This is a genomic window from Streptomyces sp. NPDC026206, from assembly GCF_040638465.1.
Taxonomy (GTDB): Bacteria; Actinomycetota; Actinomycetes; order Streptomycetales; family Streptomycetaceae; genus Streptomyces.
The window spans coordinates 1-18,463 of sequence record NZ_JBEZYL010000021.1; the positions used below are offsets into that span (position 1 = coordinate 1).

Here is an 18,463-nt window from a genome sequence, read left to right on the forward strand (position 1 = left end):
GGAACAACGCCCATAACTCGTCCGGTACCAGTCGCTCAACCAGATCCGTCATGCACGGCTCAACGAACGATCACACCATAAGAAACGGCGTCTTAAAGGGCGCCAACACCGTCGCGTACCTCTCCGGCAGCGAACCGTGCCGGGCCCGGCACGGGAGGGCGGGGCGCCCCGGCAAGTCCGCGTGGGTCAGCCGCCCAGAGTCGCCAGCCCGTAGCAACCGAAACCGCTGACCACCATCGCCAGACAGGCCAACCCAAGCCCCCAGGCCGCGCCGGTACGCCCGTACCCCGTGCGCCGGGCCCTGCGGAACTCACGAATGGCACACATCAGGCTCGCGATGGCAAGGAACGGAGCGAGAAGCCATGTGAAGTAGATGCACCAGGCCAAGATCGCCGCGAGCCCCAAGGTCCACGCGAACGGCTTGGGCTGCACCGGCACACCATCGCCCTCCCAGTTCCCCCATGAGTTGTGGGTCTGCCCGTCTGTCATATCGACTCTCCTCGTTCACCTGATCAAACGACCGTCATCGTCTCACCCCACTCCCGACCGCCCGGCGGCCACCCCGCTGGTATCTGGCGACTACTCCTCCGCGAGAATCCCCTTGGCGCCGGGCAGACGAGAGACCACCTCTATGCCGAGTGTCGCGTTGATCCGTCGCCACTTACGCTCCGACCAGCGTGGGGCCGTGCGTGCATGATGGCGGGCCCAATCGCGTACTCCGCTGCTGTTCTCTTCAGGCACGGGCGGCTGCCCTGGCAGGCGCCCGTGTTTCTGTATGGGCTATCAGGCGATTGCGAATGAGGTCTTCGGCGATTCCGGCTGCAATGAGGGCTGCCCCCGGGGTATGGCCGGAGTCGATGTAGCGCCAAGCCGAGTCAGTGACTGCGTTGACGACTTCCGAAATCCCAGTCTCTCTGCGTTCGTGGTTTGCCCGTTCCGCGCGTAGGGCGGTGTAAGTGGTTGAGTACGCAAGGGATTTGGTGAGGATGTGGCCTCGGTAGCCGAGGGTATGAGCCCAGGCGCGGAGGTGGAGAGGCTGGAACTCCGGAAGGTCGCCAAGGTTCCAGCAGGTGCGCATCAAGTTACGGATATGCGGTGTGACGGCGGCGCGGGCGATGTTGTGGGCGCTGGTGAAGCGGTAGTCGGCGCCGGAGGCCGTGCCCGTGGTGCCTGATCCCTTGGTGACGTACTTCGCGATGTAGGCGGCCACGGCGTCGTCGCTTAGCCCGTCAGGGCCCTGTGAAGCTCGAAGGGGCCGGGCGTCGAGTTCCGTGCCCCAGCGCAAGGCGTACTCCCCAAGGGCCGGGCTGTACGGGGTGTGGGCCAGGACCCGGAGTGCAGCGCCCTTCGCGGCGTTGGTGAGGAGTTCAGCAGTCCCCCAAGCGGGGGCCGGTTCGCCGGGGCCGGCGGGGCCGTCGAGGCGGATGACCGCGTGAACGTGGATGGCTGCGCGTTGCTGGTATTCGGAGACTTTGGCGAAGGAGAGCCGGGCATGGTCAGGGAATCGGCTCTGGACGATTCCGGCAGCCGCGGCGAGGTGACGCCGCACGTTTCGTGTGAAGCGGGACCAGAGTTCTCCGGCGTGTGCGTGCCAGAGGACGTGGCCGGTGTAGTCGTAGCAGCCGGGGCAGAGCGGTTGGCCAACGAGGGGGTCGGTCGGCTCGTGGCGGCGGGGGCAGCTTTGGGGGTGGCTGTGTTCACAGCCAGTGGTATTGCGGCGGGGGCGGCAGCGTTTGCCGTCGGTGGTTGTGCGGTGGACGGGGCCGAAGCTGGGGGCGGTGAGGGTGACGAAGAGCCGGGGGTGTTCGCGGACCGTGGGCGGGACGGTCTTGCCGCCGGTGAGCCCGGCGCGGACGAGGTGGAAGGTGTCGCCTGCGTGGAGGCGGGAGCAGGGCGGGCAGACGTTCTCTCGGCGGTTGCGGCAGCGGACCAGGAGGCGTTCTCCGGGTTCGTTGCGGGTGTCGTAGTGGTGGAGGATCTCGCCGGTCGTTGTGTCGTGGGTGGTGGTGTGGCCGGAGAGGTGGATGGGGTGGGCGCAGCCGCCGGTGGCGGTGATCTGTTCCAGCAGGCGGGGGAAGAGAGGGTCTGCGGCGAGGCGTATGACGTCCTGGTCGACTTCGGGGAGCTGACGCAGGCGCGCTGCGCGGTCGAGGGCGGCGCGCCTGTCAGCCGACGTGGTGGTGTCGGCGCGGATGGTGGGGACCTCCCGGGGTGGGCCGCCGAAGCGGCGAGGTGGTTGGTTGGTGGGCCGGTGTCGTCCATGGGGTGGCCTTTCGTGGGGTTGGGGCCGGGATGCGGGCCGGGCCGGCCCGCGTGAACCTGGGGGCTGGGCTACCGATCGAGAAAGGAGCCAGTCATGGGGATTAAGGACCAGTTCCAGGACAAGGCCGAGCAGCTCAAGGAGCAGGCTCAGAGGGCCGGGGCCGGGGCTCAGGAGGAGGCGGACGAGCGTCGCCAGCAGGCCCAGGACCGAGCCCGGCAGGGCCAGCAGCAGGCGCAGGACGCGGCTGACGATGCTCAGGACCGCTTCGAGTCCTAGGGGAATCGGTCAGCGGATGGTTCCGGTGCCGCGGCAGCAGCGGCACCGGTGCCAGCGGCCGGAGCGGGTCCTGCGGCGTCGTTCGCCCTTGCAGAGGGGGCAGCGCACGGGGCGCATGGGCATCGGTCGGTCTCCCTCTAGTTGAAGCCGGATAGGAGCCAGGTCAGGAGGCCGTTGACGGTGAAGACCACTGGCCTCTGCCCGATGTAGAGGCCGAAGAGAGCGATGATCGTGGCTTCCCACTTTTTGACGTCGCGGGAGCGGACCAGAAGAACGGTCACGATCCCGAAGACCACGGAGAGCAGGAGAACGGTCTTCTCACTCATGCCGCTCCGCCGCCTCCCGCTGCCAGCAGCGCGCGTTGCACGCCTTTGAGACTGGGGGTGCGGATTGCGTACCTGAGGGCGGTGGCGCGGGCTTCTTCGGTCGTGGTCCTGTGGGACCGGGCGCGGCTCCAGTTGCCGTCCGCGTCGGTGCAGACAGCGACGCCCTTCTCTTCGGTGGTGATGGACTGGGCCACGACCACGGCGTCCTTGTTTAGATCACCGAGGGTCATTTCCGCGGTGCCGGGGTCGTTGACCCGGTGGCAGATGCGGCCGGAGAGCTGAGCACGCAGGGCGGTGACGCCGGAGCCGAGTTCGGAACCAACCCGCTGGCCGGCGACGACGAGGTGGACGCCGAGTGCGGCCCCGAGCTGCGCTATCCGCAACAGATAGGTCGAGCACTGTTCGGCTTCGGCATTGCTTTCACGGGTGCCGTCGGAAAGGTAGAGCTCAGCGAGTTCATCGACGATCACCACGATCGGCACCGGCCGCACCTTCTCGGGCAGTTCCCAGATCGAACGCACTTCTGCTGTGCGGCAAGCTGCCATGCGCTGTTGCATGTCGGCGACCAGGGCGCCGAGTACGGCCACGGCTTCCCGCCGGTTGGTGGTGAGGGCGGACAGCCGGGGCTCGAACAGGCCCAGCTCCATGCCGCCCTTGCAGTCGATACCAACCAGAGCCACATCCTGCGGAGCGAGCTTCATGACCAGCCGCGCGAGCAGGGTTGACTTGCCGGACTGCGTGGCGCCGGTGGTGAGCCAGTGCGGGACCTTCCGCAGGTTGATCACCCACGCCGCACCGCTTTCCAGAATCCCGACCACGGCGGACAAGTGAGCCGTCGCCGCGTGGGCGATGCCGGGCCGTTGCAGGGGATCGCTGGCTGTGGCGAGCAGATGCACGGTGCCACGCTCGGGAGAGGTGACCCGTACTGCGTGCACTCGCCAGGCGTGCGCGAGGGCGTCGGCCGCTGTGACGAACGGGCCCGGTGTCTGGCCCGGATGCAGCCGCACCACCACGCTCACACCCGTCCGCGTCGCCTTGGGCCACGAGATGCGCGGGGCGACCGGTCGCAGTGCCTCGCCCTTGACCATCAGGTCACCGAGCAGGCTGCGGGACGGGCGGGGAGAGACGGCAAGGTCGTTGAGTATGGCGACCTTGCGCCAGGTCCGCACGATCCGTAATGCGGTGAGCGGGTAGCCAGTGAGGTACCAGCCCCACACAGGCCGCAACTCCCACAGCCGGGCTCCGGCGACGAGCAGCCAGGCCAGGGCGGCGAGCAGCAACGCGAGCAGGAAGGGATCGATCACGACCCACCGCCTTTACCCGTAGACGTCGACGCCGGGGCGGCAGTCGGCGCGGGAGTGATGGCGGCAGCGCGGAAGCTGATGCCGTGCCGGTCGCCCATCGCCCAGGAGAACGCCTCCAGGCCGGTGACCTTCACTTCGACGCCTTCGGCGACGCCGACGGGTTCGCCAGCCACGGCGATCTCGATCACCGAGACCCGGCGGGCTTCCTGGCGCACCATGACCGCGACGGTGTAGATCGTGTTGCCGTCCCGGTCCTTCTTGACCTCCTTCGTTTCGAAACTCGCGAGTTTCGGTTCCGGCGCGACAGCGCACCGCAGGACGCCGAGCCGGGTGGTGTCCACAGGAATGGACTGCATGTGTACCGGGCCTCCTCAGACCATCAGCGGACAGCCAGAGAGGCTGTCGTCACTCGTACTTACGAGTGACGACTGTGGCCCTATTGCCCGACGAACGCAACCACTTATGCTGACGAGTGATGTAAGACGGCCGGATGACGACGCACGACGAGGAGAACCCACCATGGGAGAGATTCAGCGTCCCGGAGCCCTGTACCAGCAGGTCGCAGCCGAGATCCGCAACGCCATCGCCGTCGGCGAGTTCCCGCCGGGCGCCCCACTCCCCTCAGAGGCGCAGCTCATCGACCGGTACAAGGTCTCCCGACCCACCGTCCGAAACGCCATCTCGGCCCTGCGCTCGGAGGGCTTGATCGAGGTCATCCACGGCAAGGGCAGCTACGTCCGCGCGCTCCCCACGCCCAGGCTCACCATCGAGCAGACCATCAGCCAAGAGGCCGGTGCCTACGTTCTGGGCCACGCATGGGAGCGGGTAGAGGAGCCCGCCACCTACCGCTCGACGACCACGGCTATCACCGGCCCGTTGCTCGAACTGCCCGAGGGTGAAGCCGTGTTCGGCACTGACCGTCTGCTGGTCGACTCGGCCAGTGGCACGCGCGCACTGCATCGCCTGATCGTCCCGTTCTGCGTTGCAGAAGGGAGCCCGCTCGCCGACGCCCCCGACGCGGAGCCGGAGCAGATTTACGCCCTGTTGGCAGAGGCCGGCCACGAGCTCTTCTGGACCGAGACCGTTAGGGCGCGTATGCCCCAACCCGACGAACGCACCACGCTCGACATCCCCGAAGCCACCCCGGTCATGCACTCCGCCCGCATTACCCACGGTGACGCCACGGGCCCGCTGATCCTCGAAGAACTTCGTACCAGCGCCAGCCGCGCCCAACTTACCTACCGCATCGCCGAGGCTACTGGATCCCAGAGGGGTCAGCTTAGCTAATAGCCAGGCGCGGAACCCGGGGTTATACAGGGCATCCTTCTTCAACCGTAGCTTGCGGCCTGATCCCTTAACCCGCCGCTATTTAAAAAGCAACAGCGTGGACTCGAACTGCTCTCATGGTTGCCTTAAGACGTCATCTCATTTGGTGAGTCTGCGGTGGGTGATGCCGGCCACCGCCCTGAGGCCGCGACGGCGCCTCAGGTACCACCCGCTGGAACAGCTCGCACAACTCATCTTGCACAAGCCGCTCAACAATCCCCACCACGACCGACAGCCCACCGAGCCAGCCAAATGAAATGGCCTCTAAGCGCAAGCCCGGCCGCCGCAAAGTCCGCCTCGCACAGGTAATGCGGATGCTCTCCGAGCCCGTCGTCTCGGACGACGACCAGGCCGTGGGCGTCGCCGCCTCGGTCAGCGCAGCCGTTTCAGGCCAGTCCATCGGGAAGCTTTGGTCACGGTGTCAGGAGGCGTCCTCGGCCCAGGTGCATTCGCTCAGCCGGGGCTCCAGGAACGACCAGGCGCTGTAATGCTGCTGGTCCCTCGCGCGGACGGCGTAGTAGACGGTGGAACCGGGGTCTACGCCTGTGAGCGGGACGGACGTAGCGGTCGAGTCGGGCAGATCGATCGGCCGCCAGGCGCCTCCGTTCACCTGCACCGCGACTTCGTACGTGTGGGTGCGCCGTATAGGCCAGCTGGCCCAAGACAACGTGATGGTCCTGTAGCTCACGCCACACGACCATGTCGGCCCCGCAACGATGGGCGGAGCGGCCGGTTGGTTTGCGATCGCATTACCGATCAGTCGGCTGTTCAACTTCCACAGCAAAGCGTCAGACTGCTCCGCCGTCAAGGACGGGCAGTTTTTACTCAAGGGCGCGCCTTCGGCAGCTCTCGCCAAGTTCGACGAGGCCCACGCGTTAGCCTCCGAGACGTCCGGCGCGGACCTGGAGACAACACTCGACACCTCGTACTGCACCCCGACCTACATCGAGATGCAGCGCGCGAACTGCTGGATCGATCTTGGCGAGCCCCACCGTGCAGTCGAGCTCTTCGAGGACCAGTTGGCGGCTCTTCCCCCGGAGTACCGAAACGACCGCGGCGTCTATCTGGCGCGCCTGGCCCGAGCCCACATCACGGCCGGCGAGCTGGAGCGAGGAGCGGAAACCGCCTCCAAGGCACTCGCCATCGTGACCCAGACGGGATCAGCCCGTACGTTCACGGAACTGTCCGCAGTGGCGCGCGCCGTCGAGTGTCAACGTGCTCTCCCCACCATTGAGACATTCTTTGAGCGTTTTGAGCTCGTTCGTGATCGGTTTGCGGCATGACTCGACCGAGATGGATGCGAGATGCTGGGATCATGGACGAACTGATCACGCAAGCCACCTCGGGTGATGAGCGCAGGCGCGGCCCGGCTGTTGCCGTCCTGCCCGTTGGCAGCTTCGAGCAGCATGGCGACCATCTGCCGTTGATCACAGACACTGCCATCGCTTGCCTGATCGCCCGCCGCCTAGCTGATGACCATGGTCTCTTCCTCCTGCCACCAGTCACGATTGCCTGCTCACACGAACACGCCCCCATGGCTGGCACGGTCAGCATCACCGCCGGAACGCTGTACGCGATGATCCACGACATATGGCGCTCACTCGAAGGATCCGGAGTGCCCGGCCTACTCATCGTCAATGGACACGGCGGCAACTACGTCCTCTCCAACGTCGTCCAAGAGATCAACGTCGGCGGCCCCCGCGTCGCTCTCTTCCCGGTCCACGAGGATCGCGCCCAGGCCCGAGCCGACGCAGAGCTTGAGAGCAGTAGCGCCGAGGACATGCACGGCGGAGAGTTCGAGGTCTCATTGCTCCTGCATGGTGCCCCGCACCTCGTGCGCGAAGGCATTGACGCCGACGACCATTCAGCCCCGAGCCGCCCGCATCTGCTCACACTGGGCATGGCGGGTTACACGACGAACGGCGTCATCGGCCAGCCGTCGCTTGCATCTGCGGCGAAGGGCAAAGCCCTCCTGGACAGCTTCTCCCGATCGGCGCGTGCTCATCTGGATGTGATCACGGCCAGCTGACCGTTCATGGCGTGGGCATAGGCGGAACTTAGTGATGCAGACCGGGCTCGGAGGCCTGTGGTCGCATCCAAGGGACGGGTAAGTCCTGCCGCGAGTCTGGGCAGGACTCCCCGTGCAGCGATCAGCTGAGGGTCACGCGTTCTGGGCCTTGGGCGCGGCCTGCTGGACGACCTCGAAGGACCACAGGGTCGACCCGGACGCCGCCGGCTTCTGCTTGGGGGCGCCATCACCGCCGCCCTGGTGCGCGGCCTTCATCGGGCCCTCCATCCACGCCTGGAAGTCCTCTTCGCTGCGCCAGCGGGTGTAGACGAGGTAGGTGTCCGTTCCCTCAACGGGGCGGAGAAGTTCGAACCACTCGAAGCCGTCGGAGTTCTCGACGGCGCCGGCGCGGGCCGCGAAGCGCTGTTCGAGGACCTCTCGCTGCTCGGCTGGGACGGCTAGCACGTTGATCTTCACAACACTCATGGCCCCATCCTGCCCCACCTGCACGACGAAATCGCTGAGGGGGCGCGTCAGTGGTACATCAGAGCACCTGTTGCGGGCGGAGAAGTTCGAACCACTCGAAGCCGTCGGAGTTCTCCACGGCGCCCGCACGGGAGGCGAAGCGCTGTTCGAGGACCTCGCGCTGCTCGGCGGGGACGGTCAGGACGTTGATCTTTACGACACTGGGCACGTGACACCTCTCGGGAACCACAGGCCGGGCCGTGCGCCCGGCCTGGAGGACGTTCCCGCAGTCTCCTACATCCGCATCCGTCCGCATCCGTCGGTCCGGGTGTCGCCGGGCGGCGGGGTCATCCGGTCACGGGGCCGCGACGTGCCGCCCCGACGTGGCGAGCCGGTCCTGTCGCGGCTCTGCCGTGTCCGGCCCGATGCGGTCGGCGGCCTCGGCCGGGGCGGGGCGGGAGAGGCCCCTGATCTCTTCCGAGGCGTTCTTGAGCCACCGGCTCAGCCGCGTCCCCAAGGGACGCTCGACGAGCCGGTGCAGGAGATAGGCGAGGACCATCATCGCCAGGACGGTCCCGGCCACCAGTACGGGGGGAGACGCCTTGTGGCGCAGGGCGCTGATGATCGTCCATCCGATGTCCTCGTGCAGGAGATACAGCGGGTAGGTGAGTACGCCGGCCGTGGTCAGCCAGCGCCACTGCACGCGGTCGAAGACACCGAGCGCCAGCAGTGCCATGAAGGCGAAGGCCAGGGCGACGACCACCTGGGCGGGCCAGGACGGGATCGGGCGGTGCGGTTCCGTCAGGTTGAATCCGACGCGCTTGACGATCTGGTTCTCGGCGAGCAGGAAGGAGACCAGCACGATTCCCACGAGCACCGCGTTCGGCTTGAACCGGTACATCAGGTAGAACGCGATGCCGGCGATGAAATACGGCGAGAACAGCGGCATGCTCCACATATCCAGCAGCTGGCTCGACGCGGTGTAGTCGACGATTCCGGCGACCGTCCATACACAGCAGAAAATGACGCAGTTGCGGTAGGTGACACCCCGGCTCACCACCAGGAGAGCGAAGAGGAGGTAGAACTTCAGCTCGCAGAAGAGCGTCCAGTAGACACCGTCGACATCCGGTATTCCCATGCCCCCTTGCAGCATGGTCATGTTGACCGCGACGTGCGTCCAGCCGTCCACGTGCCGCACCAGTGGGACCAGCGGCCAGACGGTGATCACCGCGAACGACAGCAGCACCGCGACCCAGTAGGCCGGGTAGAGCCGGGAGATCCGGGAGACGAAGAACGCGCTGACCGAGCGGCCCCAGCTGCTCATGCAGATGACGAAGCCGCTGATCAGGAAGAAGACCTCGACGCCGGTCCAGCCGTACTGGGAAATCCTGTGGAGGCCGGGAAATATCGTCCTGGTGTGCCCCGACCACGGGTTGTCCATCGCGGTGTAGTGATAGACCACGACCATCAGGGCCGCCACGAGCCGGAGTCCGTCCAGCACGGCAAGGCGGGACTTCTTGGCCGAGCGGCGTCGGCGGGCGGGCGCGGGATTTCCGACGGCCGGATCGATTGTGTGGGACATGGGCAAATGGCACGCGATTCGTGTGGCGGCGGACTTGTCGTGACGTATCGCAGGCAAGTGTGGACGGCCGCGGGAGGAAGGGTGGGCAGATGTTCGGGCCGGCGACCCGTGGGCCGTCGCCGGTCCGGTCGCCGCATCGGGCCGGAGTCGGTGGCCCGCGCAGATTTTACCGGTCCGGTGGCCACTATCCCTGACGTGCCCGGAATTCCGGACTTCGCTGATGCGGCGCGACACCGGCCGTCACGGGCGACGGCAAGGGCGACGGCAAGGGAGACGGCAAGGGAGACGGCAAGGGAGACGGCAAGGGAATGGAGGCGGGCGCCGCGGCCTCTCACCGCGGCTGCCGCCGCGGCCCCTCACGCCCGCCGCCGTGGCCTTTCCCTCACTCCTGCTGTGCCGGCCTGCGGCCGCCGCCCGCGTCGGCCAGGGCGTCGTCGAGCTGCTCCGGCGTCAGCGGCGGTGCCGGCAGCGGGCCGGCGGCCTCGGCGCGCAGGCCGTCGAAGAGCAGGGCGAGGTAGCGGCGCCAGGAGCCGGGGGCGACGGCCGCGGCGGAGGGGACGTAGCGGCCCAGGGCGGCCAGGGCGAACAGCAGGTCCTCCGTCACCACGTCGGGCCGCATCGTGCCCTGCTCCTGCGCCCGGCGTACGAGCAGGCCGACCGTCTCGTGGTTGTGCTCGCGCAGCGCGGCCAGCGTCGGGCCCGCGGCGACCGTGGTCGTCATCAGCTCGATGGCCCCCCGGTCGGCGGCCAGGCCCTCGAAGATCTGTGCCATGTAGGCGACCAGGGACGCGAAGGCGTCCTCGCCCCGGCGCGCCTCCTCGCCCGCTTCCATGCCCTGGCCCAGGCCCTCGTGGAAGACCGCTTCGATCAGTGCCTCGCGCGTGGGGAAGCGGCGGTAGAGAGTGGCGTTGCCCACGCCGGCCCGGCGGGCGATGTCGTCCAGGGGGGCCTCCAGGCCCTGCTCGGCGAAGAGCTCCCGGGCCGCCGCGATCAGCAGTTCCCGGTTGCGCCGTGCGTCGGCCCGCAGGACGGGGGGCTGGGGCTTCTCCTCGCTGGTGCTCATGAACCGCACCCTAATGGCCCTCGGAGCGTTGGAATCAGGCCACCTGTGGGAGGTTTTCAGGTGATCCGGGGGTGACCTGCGTCTGTTCCGCAGGACTCAGTAAGGTCTCAAACAGCCTACGAGGGTGACCGAGCCGGGCGACTGGAGGAGCGGCAGAGCGTGGCGGATGCAGAGCAGGGCGGACTGGGGAGTCCGCCGAGGGCGGGCTCGCGGACCCGCATCGTCCTGGGAACACTGTGGCTGCTCGCCGGACTGCTGGCCGTGCGTCAGGCGGCGGCGGTGCTCCGGCTTCCTCCGGAGCGCCGGCTGACCGACCTGGAGACATGGGTCGGCGACAACGGCGTCCTGCACGTCGGAGGGTCCCTCTACGAGACGGACAAGTTCACCGGAACTCCCTTCGCCGGGCTCGTCCTGAAGCCGCTCACCAAGGCGGCGGAACAGAGCCTCGGCATCGTCTGGACCTTCGGCACCCTGCTGCTCGTGGCCGCCCTCGCGCTCGTGGCCGCCCGTGCCCTGCCCGGGCCCGTAAGCCGCCGCACCGCCCTGCTGGCGGCACCCGTCGCGGTCATCCTGACCGTGCTCTCGCTGCCCGTGCGCAACACCTTCACCCTCGGGCAGACCAGCATCATTCCGGTACTGCTCGTACTCCTCGGCTGCTGCCTGCCCCGGCTCGCCCGGGGCTCCGGCCGGACGACCGGCGTCCTCGTCGGCGTCGCCGCCGCCCTGCAGCCCGCCGTACTGCTCTTCGCCCCGCTGCTGTGGCTGACCGGGCGCCGCCGCGCGGCCGCCACCACCGGCGTCACCTTCGCGGCGTGCACGGCACTGGCGTGGGTGACCATGCCCGACGACTCGTGGACGTACTGGGTGCACCACATCGCGGGGGCCGGCCTCGGCGACAAGCCCGACGGCCTCGCCAACCAGTCCCTGCACGGCCTGCTGCTGCGCGTCGGCCTGCACGGCCCGGCCGAGCTCGCGCTGTACGCGGCCCTGGCCGTCGCCGTCGTCGTGCTCGGCCTGCGCCGGGCGGTGCGCTACGCCCAGGACGGGCAGCCGCTGCTCGCCATCGCCATCACCGGCTGTGTCGCGGTCGCGGTCTCGCCCACCGCCTGGCAGCACCAGCAGGTGTGGATCCTCCTGGCCGTCGTCGGCCGGGTCGGCAGGCGCCGCGCCGACCGGCTGGTGTGGCCCGTGCTCGTCGTGCTCGTCATGACGCTCACCAGCACCGTCCTCGTGCCGCCCAACCCCGTGTTCGGCCCGCTCGGCGAGAACGCCCCGCTGGTCGCGGCCCTCGCCGCCGCCTGCGCCGTGCCGTTCCTCTCCCGTTCCTCCGCGCTGTGGGACCGGCCCGTGCCCACTCCGGTCGCCGAGCCGCAGCGCGGCCGCTTCGCGTGGGTGCCGCTGCTGGGCTTCTTCAAGCGGGCGCTGAACCGTCCGAACCTGTTGCTGGAGCTGATGCTGATACGGGTCGGCTACTGGGTCTACTCCTACATCCGCGCCAACGCGCCGGACTCGCGCAGTCTCGCGGAATCCCACGGCCGTCAGATCATCGGCGCCGAGGAGTTCCTGCACATGGACGTCGAGCACGGCTTCAACCACTTCGTGGCCGGTGTGGGCTGGCTCAAGGACAGCATGAACTACTACTACGGCACCTTCCATTTCCTGGTGCCGCTGTCCCTGCTGGGCTACCTGTACCTGCGCCGCCCGGCCACCTACCGCTGGGCGCGCACCGCGCTGGGCTTCGCGACGCTGATGGCGCTCGTCGGCTTCTGGCTCTACCCGCTGGCCCCGCCGCGGCTGATGCCGGGCCGCGGCTTCATCGACACCGCCAACGGGCCGCAGGACCTGTCCAACCCCGACTTCGGGGCGCTGACGGAGCTGTCGAACCAGTACGCGGCGATGCCCTCGCTGCACATCGGCTGGTCGCTGTGGTGCGGCATCGTGATCGCGGCGGTGGCGCCGAAGCTGTGGATGAAGTGGCTGGGCATGCTGTACCCGCTGCTGACGTTCTCGGTCATCGTCGGCACGGCCAACCACTACGTCCTGGACGCGGCGGGCGGCGCGCTCGTGGTCGCCTCCGGCTTCGCCCTCCAGTACGTGCTGACCGGCCCCGGCCGGGTGGCCCTGGCCGTGATACCCGGGGCCCGGGGCGGCAGCGACAGCGGCAGTGACGTGGCCCGGCCGGAACCGGTACGGGCCGGGGGCTGAGCCCGGCCGGCCCGTACCGGGGGCGGGGGCGCCGCGCGTCAGCCGCTCACGATGATCTGGGATGCGGGGTCGGTGACGTCCGTGATGTCGTACGTGGCGCTGAGCAAGGCGGTCGTCGCGCTGGTCGGACAGCCGAAGCCGCCCTCCGTCCGTACGGGAACGGCGGCGTCGGCGACGCCGATCTGCGAGGGCGCGCCGTTGGTGAACGTGGTGGGGAAGGTCGCCGGTCCGTCGGGTGCGGCGGTCACCGTGCAGTTGGCCAGGCCGGTGCTCTTCAGCACCATTCCGCCGCTGGGCACGGTCAGCGACGCCGTGCTCGGCGAGCCGTACTGCATGGAGACGCCCCAGGTGCCGGATGTGGTGATCTTGATGTCCACGCCGGGCACGTTCGCGGCGCAGTCGGAGTATGCCGGCGGGTTGATGGTGCTGACGACCGGCCCCGCGGGGTTGGTGTTGCCGGGCGCCGCGGGTATCCGGTTGTTGTCGCCGGCGCCGGCGGAGGGCACGGAGCTGGATACCTCACAGGTGACGGTCATCGAGCCGGCCTTGAATCTGGCCGTGCCGTTGAGGGTGGCTGCGTAGGAGTGCCCGGCGGGCTGGACGGTGGTCGCGGCGGCGTCGGCGCCGGCTGGGGCGGTCGCCGCTGCCTGGCCGCTCCCGGCGAGCGCGAGCCCGGCGGTCACGGCGAGCGCGGCGCTCGCGGCGAGCAGGCTACGGGTGTGGGGGCGGGGGCGGGTGTGGGGGCGGGGGTTGGCTCGGAGGGGGATCACGATGGCTCCTTCGGAGGGGTGGAGGGGGCCGGCCGGGCCGGGGGAGCCCGGCCGGAGCTCTTGCGGGCGTGCGGGCGTGCGGGCATGGGGGCGTGAGTCCGTGCGGCACACCGCCGGACGCCGCCGTCGTGGGGGCGCGAGTGCGTCCGGCATCGCCGGACACCCCGTCGTCATGTCGTCATGTCGTCGTGTCGTGGTGCGCGCTTCCATGGCGGGAGGGTTTCCCTGGTCCCGCCCCTTCCCGTGACCGGGGGCTTCGCCCCGGACCCGTGGCGGCGGAGCCGCGCTCGGGTCAGGGGCCGGCCGGGTAGCCGGGCGGTTCGGGCCTGTGGTCGGGTGCCGGTGCGTCCGCCGGTCCGGTGCGGGTGCCGGCGCCGGTCCCGGAGGCGGTGCCGGCACTGGTCCCGGTGCCGGCACTGGTCCCGGCGGCGGCGATGGCGGTGGCATCCTCCGCCTCCGGCGGCCGTCCCGCCGTCAGCGGTTGCCACGCGAAGATCATCGCGCCGCCCACATTGCCGACGACGGTGCCGAAGAGGAAGCCGCCGAGGTTGGACATCACCAGTGCGGCCGTGGCGACCAGGACGGTCAGGATCCCGGCCAGGGCGCGGTACTGCGGGGCGAACCACGCGGTCAGCCCCATGATGATCATGACGAGGCCCATGAGGACCGAGGGGATGCCCGCGACGCCCTGTTCGAGCATGATCTTCAGCGGGGCCAGCGGGATGGCGCAGATCTCCGCGCCCGCGACGACGGCGGCCAGGCCGCCCCAGAAGGGGCGGGTCCTGCGCCACCGCCGCCACGCGGCCCACGGCCGGCGGCGCGGTCGCGGCGGGTGGACGGGCAGGGTGCCGTCCGCCACGTCAGAAGCACTCCTGCTTACCGAGGCCGATCTTCATGCTGAGGCCGGAGAGCTTGAACGAACCGGCGGTGGTCGCCCAGGCGACCTGCCGGAGGTTGCCGATCTCGATGCGTCTGGCCTGCTGCCCGAAGGCGTCCTGCAGCCCCTGGGCGGAGGCCGGGCCCCTGTTCAGGGTCGACGCGTCGCGGCCGATCTCGATGTCCTTGAACAGGGCGTCACCGGACAGCTGGGTGGCGTCCACGAACAGATCGCTGGCCTCGACGGGCTTCCCGCCGCCGCCGGCGGAGAGCTTCAGCGAGATGTCGCCGATCCCCGGGAGGGTGGTCACGACCGACTGGCACAGGTCGTGGATCTTAGCGTTCTTGATGGCGGTGACGGCGACCGGCAGCAGCTTGCCGCGGGCGTTGCGGTCGATGCCGCCGTACTGGGCGAAGCCGTCGCCCTCCAGGCTGCTCGCCCCGACCTTGAACTCCTGGCCGGACACGGCGAACGAGGCGGCGAGCGCCCCGTCGGCGAGCGCCACGGCCAGTGCGGCGGTGGCGGCGAAGCCGGGGACGGCCAGCACGGCGAACTTCCGCCACCTGACGCGACCCGTGACCTGTCTTCCCTGAGCGTCCTTCATGCGGGTGTCCCGTCCCCTGGAGAGTGAGGTACATGGGGAGGGCGCACTGCGGTGCGCGACGTAGCGCACATGCGCCGTCCCTGAAGGTGTACCCGAGAGTAAGTCTGCCGATGGCACCTGACAAGGGGTCAGGTATGGACCGATGCCCGACCGGTCCACCGGGCCGATTCCCTTGCCGTGCAAGGGAGTTGGTCAGGCGGTGCCGTAGTCCACCCGTAGTTCCTTGATCCCGTTCAGCCAGGCCGACCGCAGGCGGCGCGGCTGCCCGGTGAGCCGGATGCCGGGGAGGGTGTCGGCGATGGCGCCGAAGATGAGGTCGATCTCCAGGACCGCGAGGGACTTGCCCAGGCAGAAGTGCGGGCCGCCGCCCCCGAAGCCGAGGTGGGGGTTGGGGTCGCGGCCGATGTCGAACGTGCTGGGAGCGTCGAAGACCTCGGGGTCGTGGTTGGCGGACGCGTAGAAGAGGCCGACGCGCTGCCCCTCGGCGATGCGTACGCCGCCCAGCTCGGTGTCGCGCGTGGCCGTGCGCTGGAAGGAGACCACGGGGGTCGCCCAGCGGACGATCTCCTCCGCCGTGGTGGCCGGGCGCTCGTGCTTGTAGAGCTCCCACTGCTCGGGGTGGGTGAGGAAGGCGTGCATGCCGTGGCTGATGGCGTTGCGGGTGGTCTCGTTGCCGGCGACGGCCAGCATCAGGACGAAGAAGCCGAACTCGTCGGAGCCGAGATTGCCCTCGTCCCCGGCGGCCACGAGGAGGCTGACGATGTCCTTCGCGGGGCACGCGGTGCGGGCGGCCGCGAGGTTCATCGCGTAGGAGATGAGCTCCATGGCGGAGAGGGTGCCGGTCTCCTCGGTGACGGCCAGCTCGGGGTCGTCGTAGGAGATCATCTTGTTGGACCAGTCGAAGATCTTCGCCCGGTCGTCCTGGGGGATGCCGATGAGCTCGGCGATGGCCTGCAGGGGCAGTTCGCAGGCGATGTCGGTGACGAAGTCGCCGCTGCCGCGCTCCCGCGCCGCCGCCACGATGGCGTGCGCGCGCTCGCGCAGGGCGGCCTCCAGGGAGCGGATCGCGCGCGGGGTGAAGCCGCGCTGGACGATCCTGCGGACGCGGGTGTGCTCCGGCGGGTCCATGTTGAGCATCATCAGCCGCTGGGCGTCGATCTGTTCGCGCCGGATGCTCGGGTGGAAGCGGATGACCGAGGTGTTGACGGAGGAGGAGAAGACCTCCGGCCGGGTGGAGGCCTCCCTGACGTCGGCGTGCCGGGTCACCACCCAGTAGCCGTCGTCGCCGAAGCCCGCGAGGCCGTGCGGCTGGGGGTTCCACGACACCGGGGCGGTCCGCCGCAGCAGGGCGAACTCCGGGAACGGGACGCGGTGCCGGTAGAGGTCCGGGTCGGTGAAGTCGAAGCCGTCGGGCAGTGCTGGACAGGACGACATGGCCACCACTCCAGTTCTGACGTGTCATCAGAAACCTGTCGGTCGACGGTAGTGACGGGCCCCTGGACCGGCAAGGGAAGCGACGCCATCTGTTGCGGAGGCGGGGCGTGCGCGACCCTTGTGTACCGGGGGTAGCGGTCGTAAGACTGCGGGCGGAACTGGAACGTGTACTAGTTCCTGCCGGGGGCGCCGGGACGCCCTGCGGACGCGAGGAGAGGACGAGTCAGTCATGGCCGCGGAACCCGTCATCGTCGAAGCCGTACGCACTCCCATCGGCAAGCGCGGAGGGGCGCTCGCCAACCTCCACCCCGCCTACCTGCTCGGTGAGACCTACCGGGAGGTCCTCGCCCGTACCGCCATCCAGCCCGACTGCGTCGAACAGATCGTCGGCGGCACGGTCACCCATGCCGGCGAGCAGTCGATGAACCCCGCCCGTACCGCCTGGCTCGCGATGGGCCTGCCCTACGAGACGGGGGCGACGACGGTGGACTGCCAGTGCGGCTCCTCGCAGCAGGCCAACCACCTCGTCGCCAACATGATCGCGACCGGTGTCATCGACGTCGGCATCGCCTGCGGCGTCGAGGCCATGTCCCGCGTCCCCCTCGGCAGCGGCTCCAAGCACGGGCCGGGCAAGCCCTTCCCCGACGAGTGGAACGTGGACCTCCCCAACCAGTTCGAGGCCGCCGAGCGCATCGCCCGCAAGCGCGGCCTGACCCGCGAGCGGGTCGACGCGCTCGGCGCGCTCTCCCAGGAACGGGCGGCCCGCGCCTGGGCGGAGGAACGTTTCAAGCGGGAGACCTTCGCCGTGCAGGTGCCCACCACGGAGGAGGAGCAGCTCGCCGGCCAGGGCATGTGGCGCCTGGTCGACCGCGACGAGGGCTTACGCGATACGAGCGCGGAGGCGCTGGCGGGCCTCAAGCCCGTCATGCCGGCCGCCGTCCACACCGCCGGCAACTCCTCGCAGATCTCGGACGGCGCCGCGGCCCTGATGTGGGCCTCCAAACGCATGGCCCGCGCCCTCAGGCTCCGCCCCCGCGCCCGCATCGTCGCCCAGGCGCTGGCCGGCGCCGATCCGCACTTCCACCTGGACGGGCCCATCGATGCGACCCGGGCCGTGCTGGGCAAGGCGGGGATGTCGCTGCGGGACATCGACCTGGTGGAGGTCAACGAGGCCTTCGCCTCGGTGGTCCTCTCCTGGGCGCAGGTCTTCGATCAGGACCTGGAGAAGGTCAACGTCAACGGCGGCGCGATAGCGCTCGGCCACCCGGTCGGGGCGACGGGCGCGCGGCTGATCACGACCGCGCTGCACGAGCTGGAACGCCGGGACGGGGAATTCGCGCTCGTCACGATGTGCGCGGGCGGGGCACAGGCCACGGGGACGATCATCCAGCGGCTGTGAGGGCGGCCGCGGGGCGCACGCAAGCGGCCGGCACCCCTGGGAGGGTGCCGGCCGCTTGCGTGCGTCGGGGGTCCGATCGGTTCGATCAGTACCAGTTGTGGGCCTGCCAGAAGGTCCAGGCGCCACAGGGGCTGCCGTAGCGGTCCTTCATGTAGTCCATGCCCCACTTGATCTGGGTGGCGGGGTTGGTCTTCCAGTCGGCGCCGGCAGAGGCCATCTTCGAGCCGGGCAGGGCCTGGACCAGGCCGTAGGCACCGCTGGAGGCGTTGGTCGCGGTGTGCTTCCAGCCGCTCTCGTGCTCGACGATCTTGCTGAAGCACTGGAACTGCGCCTCGTTCGAGATCATCTTCCGCGCGGTCTCCTGCGTGGCGCTCGTCGAGGGGGCCGCGGCCTGCGCCGGGACGGCGGTCAGGACGGCGCCCGCGGTACCCAGTGCCAGGGCGGCACCGGCGGCGGCGACGAGCTTGCGGGAGGCGATACGGCTGATGGTCGAGAACGTCACGAAGGGGAACCTTTCGTCGGGGGCAGTAGCGCGCCGCCGGGACGTCGTGCTCCCTGGCG

The 18,463-nt window shown here is 69.4% G+C and carries 20 protein-coding genes and 1 pseudogene; 6 read left to right on the forward strand and 15 right to left on the reverse strand.

The window, feature by feature from the left end; genetic code table 11:
- Nucleotides 1-186 precede the first annotated feature (186 nt).
- Nucleotides 187-489 (reverse strand): hypothetical protein, encoded by a 303-nt coding sequence (locus AB0F13_RS24195; RefSeq protein WP_362086025.1) that lies wholly within the window; start codon nucleotides 487-489, stop codon nucleotides 187-189.
- Nucleotides 490-733: 244 nt separating this feature from the next.
- The gene (locus tag AB0F13_RS24200) at nucleotides 734-2,434 is read right to left on the reverse strand and encodes a replication initiator (protein ID WP_362086234.1); all 1,701 of its coding nucleotides are present in this window, start codon (nucleotides 2,432-2,434) and stop codon (nucleotides 734-736) included.
- Here AB0F13_RS24200 and AB0F13_RS24205 point away from each other — a divergent pair.
- A complete protein-coding gene (locus tag AB0F13_RS24205) occupies nucleotides 2,357-2,539 on the forward strand; it encodes a hypothetical protein (RefSeq protein ID WP_362086028.1) in 183 nt (60 codons plus the stop codon). The two genes, AB0F13_RS24200 and AB0F13_RS24205, sit on opposite strands and share 78 nt — an antisense overlap.
- Before the next feature lie 137 nt (nucleotides 2,540-2,676).
- Here the strand turns inward: AB0F13_RS24205 and AB0F13_RS24210 are convergent, their stop codons facing one another.
- Genes AB0F13_RS24210 through AB0F13_RS24220 form a run of 3 tightly spaced genes read right to left on the reverse strand, consistent with a single transcriptional unit; the run spans nucleotide 2,677 to nucleotide 4,525 of the window.
- Nucleotides 2,677-2,865: a hypothetical protein gene (locus tag AB0F13_RS24210; RefSeq protein ID WP_362086031.1), complete on the reverse strand. Its 189-nt coding sequence runs from the start codon at nucleotides 2,863-2,865 to the stop codon at nucleotides 2,677-2,679.
- A complete protein-coding gene (locus tag AB0F13_RS24215; protein ID WP_362086237.1) occupies nucleotides 2,862-4,166 on the reverse strand; it encodes an FtsK/SpoIIIE domain-containing protein in 1,305 nt (434 codons plus the stop codon). Before AB0F13_RS24215 ends, AB0F13_RS24210 begins: the two co-directional genes overlap by 4 nt.
- Nucleotides 4,166-4,525, reverse strand: coding sequence for a hypothetical protein (locus AB0F13_RS24220; protein WP_362086034.1), 360 nt, complete (start codon nucleotides 4,523-4,525; stop codon nucleotides 4,166-4,168). Before AB0F13_RS24220 ends, AB0F13_RS24215 begins: the two co-directional genes overlap by 1 nt.
- 163 nt (nucleotides 4,526-4,688) lie before the next feature.
- On the opposite strand from AB0F13_RS24220, the gene AB0F13_RS24225 reads away from it, so the two are divergent.
- The gene (locus tag AB0F13_RS24225) at nucleotides 4,689-5,456 is read left to right on the forward strand and encodes a GntR family transcriptional regulator (RefSeq protein ID WP_362086037.1); all 768 of its coding nucleotides are present in this window, start codon (nucleotides 4,689-4,691) and stop codon (nucleotides 5,454-5,456) included.
- 460 nt (nucleotides 5,457-5,916) lie between these two features.
- Here the strand turns inward: AB0F13_RS24225 and AB0F13_RS24230 are convergent, their stop codons facing one another.
- Nucleotides 5,917-6,111 (reverse strand): fibronectin type III domain-containing protein, encoded by a 195-nt coding sequence (locus tag AB0F13_RS24230; RefSeq protein WP_362086040.1) that lies wholly within the window; start codon nucleotides 6,109-6,111, stop codon nucleotides 5,917-5,919.
- Nucleotides 6,112-6,211: 100 nt separating this feature from the next.
- Here AB0F13_RS24230 and AB0F13_RS24235 point away from each other — a divergent pair, with 100 nt between their 5' ends.
- Both AB0F13_RS24235 and AB0F13_RS24240 read left to right on the forward strand, forming a co-directional pair.
- Nucleotides 6,212-6,778 carry a hypothetical protein gene (locus tag AB0F13_RS24235; protein WP_362086042.1) on the forward strand — a complete coding sequence of 189 codons (567 nt, stop codon included), beginning with the start codon at nucleotides 6,212-6,214 and terminating at the stop codon, nucleotides 6,776-6,778.
- Nucleotides 6,779-6,810: 32 nt separating this feature from the next.
- Nucleotides 6,811-7,524 carry a creatininase family protein gene (locus AB0F13_RS24240; protein WP_362086045.1) on the forward strand — a complete coding sequence of 238 codons (714 nt, stop codon included), beginning with the start codon at nucleotides 6,811-6,813 and terminating at the stop codon, nucleotides 7,522-7,524.
- 132 nt (nucleotides 7,525-7,656) lie between these two features.
- Here the strand turns inward: AB0F13_RS24240 and AB0F13_RS24245 are convergent, their stop codons facing one another.
- The 4 genes and pseudogenes from AB0F13_RS24245 to AB0F13_RS24260 all read right to left on the reverse strand — a co-directional run bounded on the left by AB0F13_RS24245 (nucleotide 7,657) and on the right by AB0F13_RS24260 (nucleotide 10,613).
- Complete coding sequence (locus AB0F13_RS24245) at nucleotides 7,657-7,989, reverse strand: antibiotic biosynthesis monooxygenase (RefSeq protein ID WP_362086048.1); 333 nt, start codon at nucleotides 7,987-7,989, stop codon at nucleotides 7,657-7,659.
- 67 nt (nucleotides 7,990-8,056) lie between these two features.
- Nucleotides 8,057-8,197, reverse strand: a pseudogene (locus AB0F13_RS24250) (antibiotic biosynthesis monooxygenase); the annotation flags it as partial.
- Between the two features lie 126 nt (nucleotides 8,198-8,323).
- A complete protein-coding gene (locus tag AB0F13_RS24255) occupies nucleotides 8,324-9,550 on the reverse strand; it encodes an acyltransferase (RefSeq protein WP_362086051.1) in 1,227 nt (408 codons plus the stop codon).
- Between the two features lie 382 nt (nucleotides 9,551-9,932).
- The gene (locus tag AB0F13_RS24260) at nucleotides 9,933-10,613 is read right to left on the reverse strand and encodes a helix-turn-helix domain-containing protein (protein WP_362086053.1); all 681 of its coding nucleotides are present in this window, start codon (nucleotides 10,611-10,613) and stop codon (nucleotides 9,933-9,935) included.
- A 183-nt stretch (nucleotides 10,614-10,796) separates the two neighbouring features.
- Between AB0F13_RS24260 and AB0F13_RS24265 the strand changes: the two genes are divergently transcribed.
- Complete coding sequence (locus tag AB0F13_RS24265) at nucleotides 10,797-12,818, forward strand: bifunctional glycosyltransferase 87/phosphatase PAP2 family protein (RefSeq protein WP_362086240.1); 2,022 nt, start codon at nucleotides 10,797-10,799, stop codon at nucleotides 12,816-12,818.
- Nucleotides 12,819-12,856: 38 nt separating this feature from the next.
- Here the strand turns inward: AB0F13_RS24265 and AB0F13_RS24270 are convergent, their stop codons facing one another.
- The 4 genes from AB0F13_RS24270 to AB0F13_RS24285 form a co-directional block, all read right to left on the reverse strand.
- Nucleotides 12,857-13,588, reverse strand: coding sequence for a hypothetical protein (locus AB0F13_RS24270; protein ID WP_362086056.1), 732 nt, complete (start codon nucleotides 13,586-13,588; stop codon nucleotides 12,857-12,859).
- Nucleotides 13,589-13,880: 292 nt separating this feature from the next.
- Entirely contained in the window at nucleotides 13,881-14,447 is a 567-nt protein-coding gene (locus tag AB0F13_RS24275; protein WP_362086059.1) for a DUF6114 domain-containing protein, read from the reverse strand.
- 1 nt (nucleotide 14,448) lies between these two features.
- Nucleotides 14,449-15,069: a DUF6230 family protein gene (locus tag AB0F13_RS24280; RefSeq protein ID WP_362086062.1), complete on the reverse strand. Its 621-nt coding sequence runs from the start codon at nucleotides 15,067-15,069 to the stop codon at nucleotides 14,449-14,451.
- Between the two features lie 192 nt (nucleotides 15,070-15,261).
- Nucleotides 15,262-16,503 carry a cytochrome P450 gene (locus tag AB0F13_RS24285; protein ID WP_362086065.1) on the reverse strand — a complete coding sequence of 414 codons (1,242 nt, stop codon included), beginning with the start codon at nucleotides 16,501-16,503 and terminating at the stop codon, nucleotides 15,262-15,264.
- Between the two features lie 229 nt (nucleotides 16,504-16,732).
- Here AB0F13_RS24285 and AB0F13_RS24290 point away from each other — a divergent pair, with 229 nt between their 5' ends.
- Complete coding sequence (locus tag AB0F13_RS24290; RefSeq protein ID WP_362086068.1) at nucleotides 16,733-17,902, forward strand: steroid 3-ketoacyl-CoA thiolase; 1,170 nt, start codon at nucleotides 16,733-16,735, stop codon at nucleotides 17,900-17,902.
- Nucleotides 17,903-17,987: 85 nt separating this feature from the next.
- On the opposite strand, the gene AB0F13_RS24295 is transcribed toward AB0F13_RS24290, so the two are convergent.
- Nucleotides 17,988-18,404 (reverse strand): transglycosylase SLT domain-containing protein, encoded by a 417-nt coding sequence (locus tag AB0F13_RS24295; protein ID WP_362086071.1) that lies wholly within the window; start codon nucleotides 18,402-18,404, stop codon nucleotides 17,988-17,990.
- Between the last annotated feature and the right edge of the window lie 59 nt (nucleotides 18,405-18,463).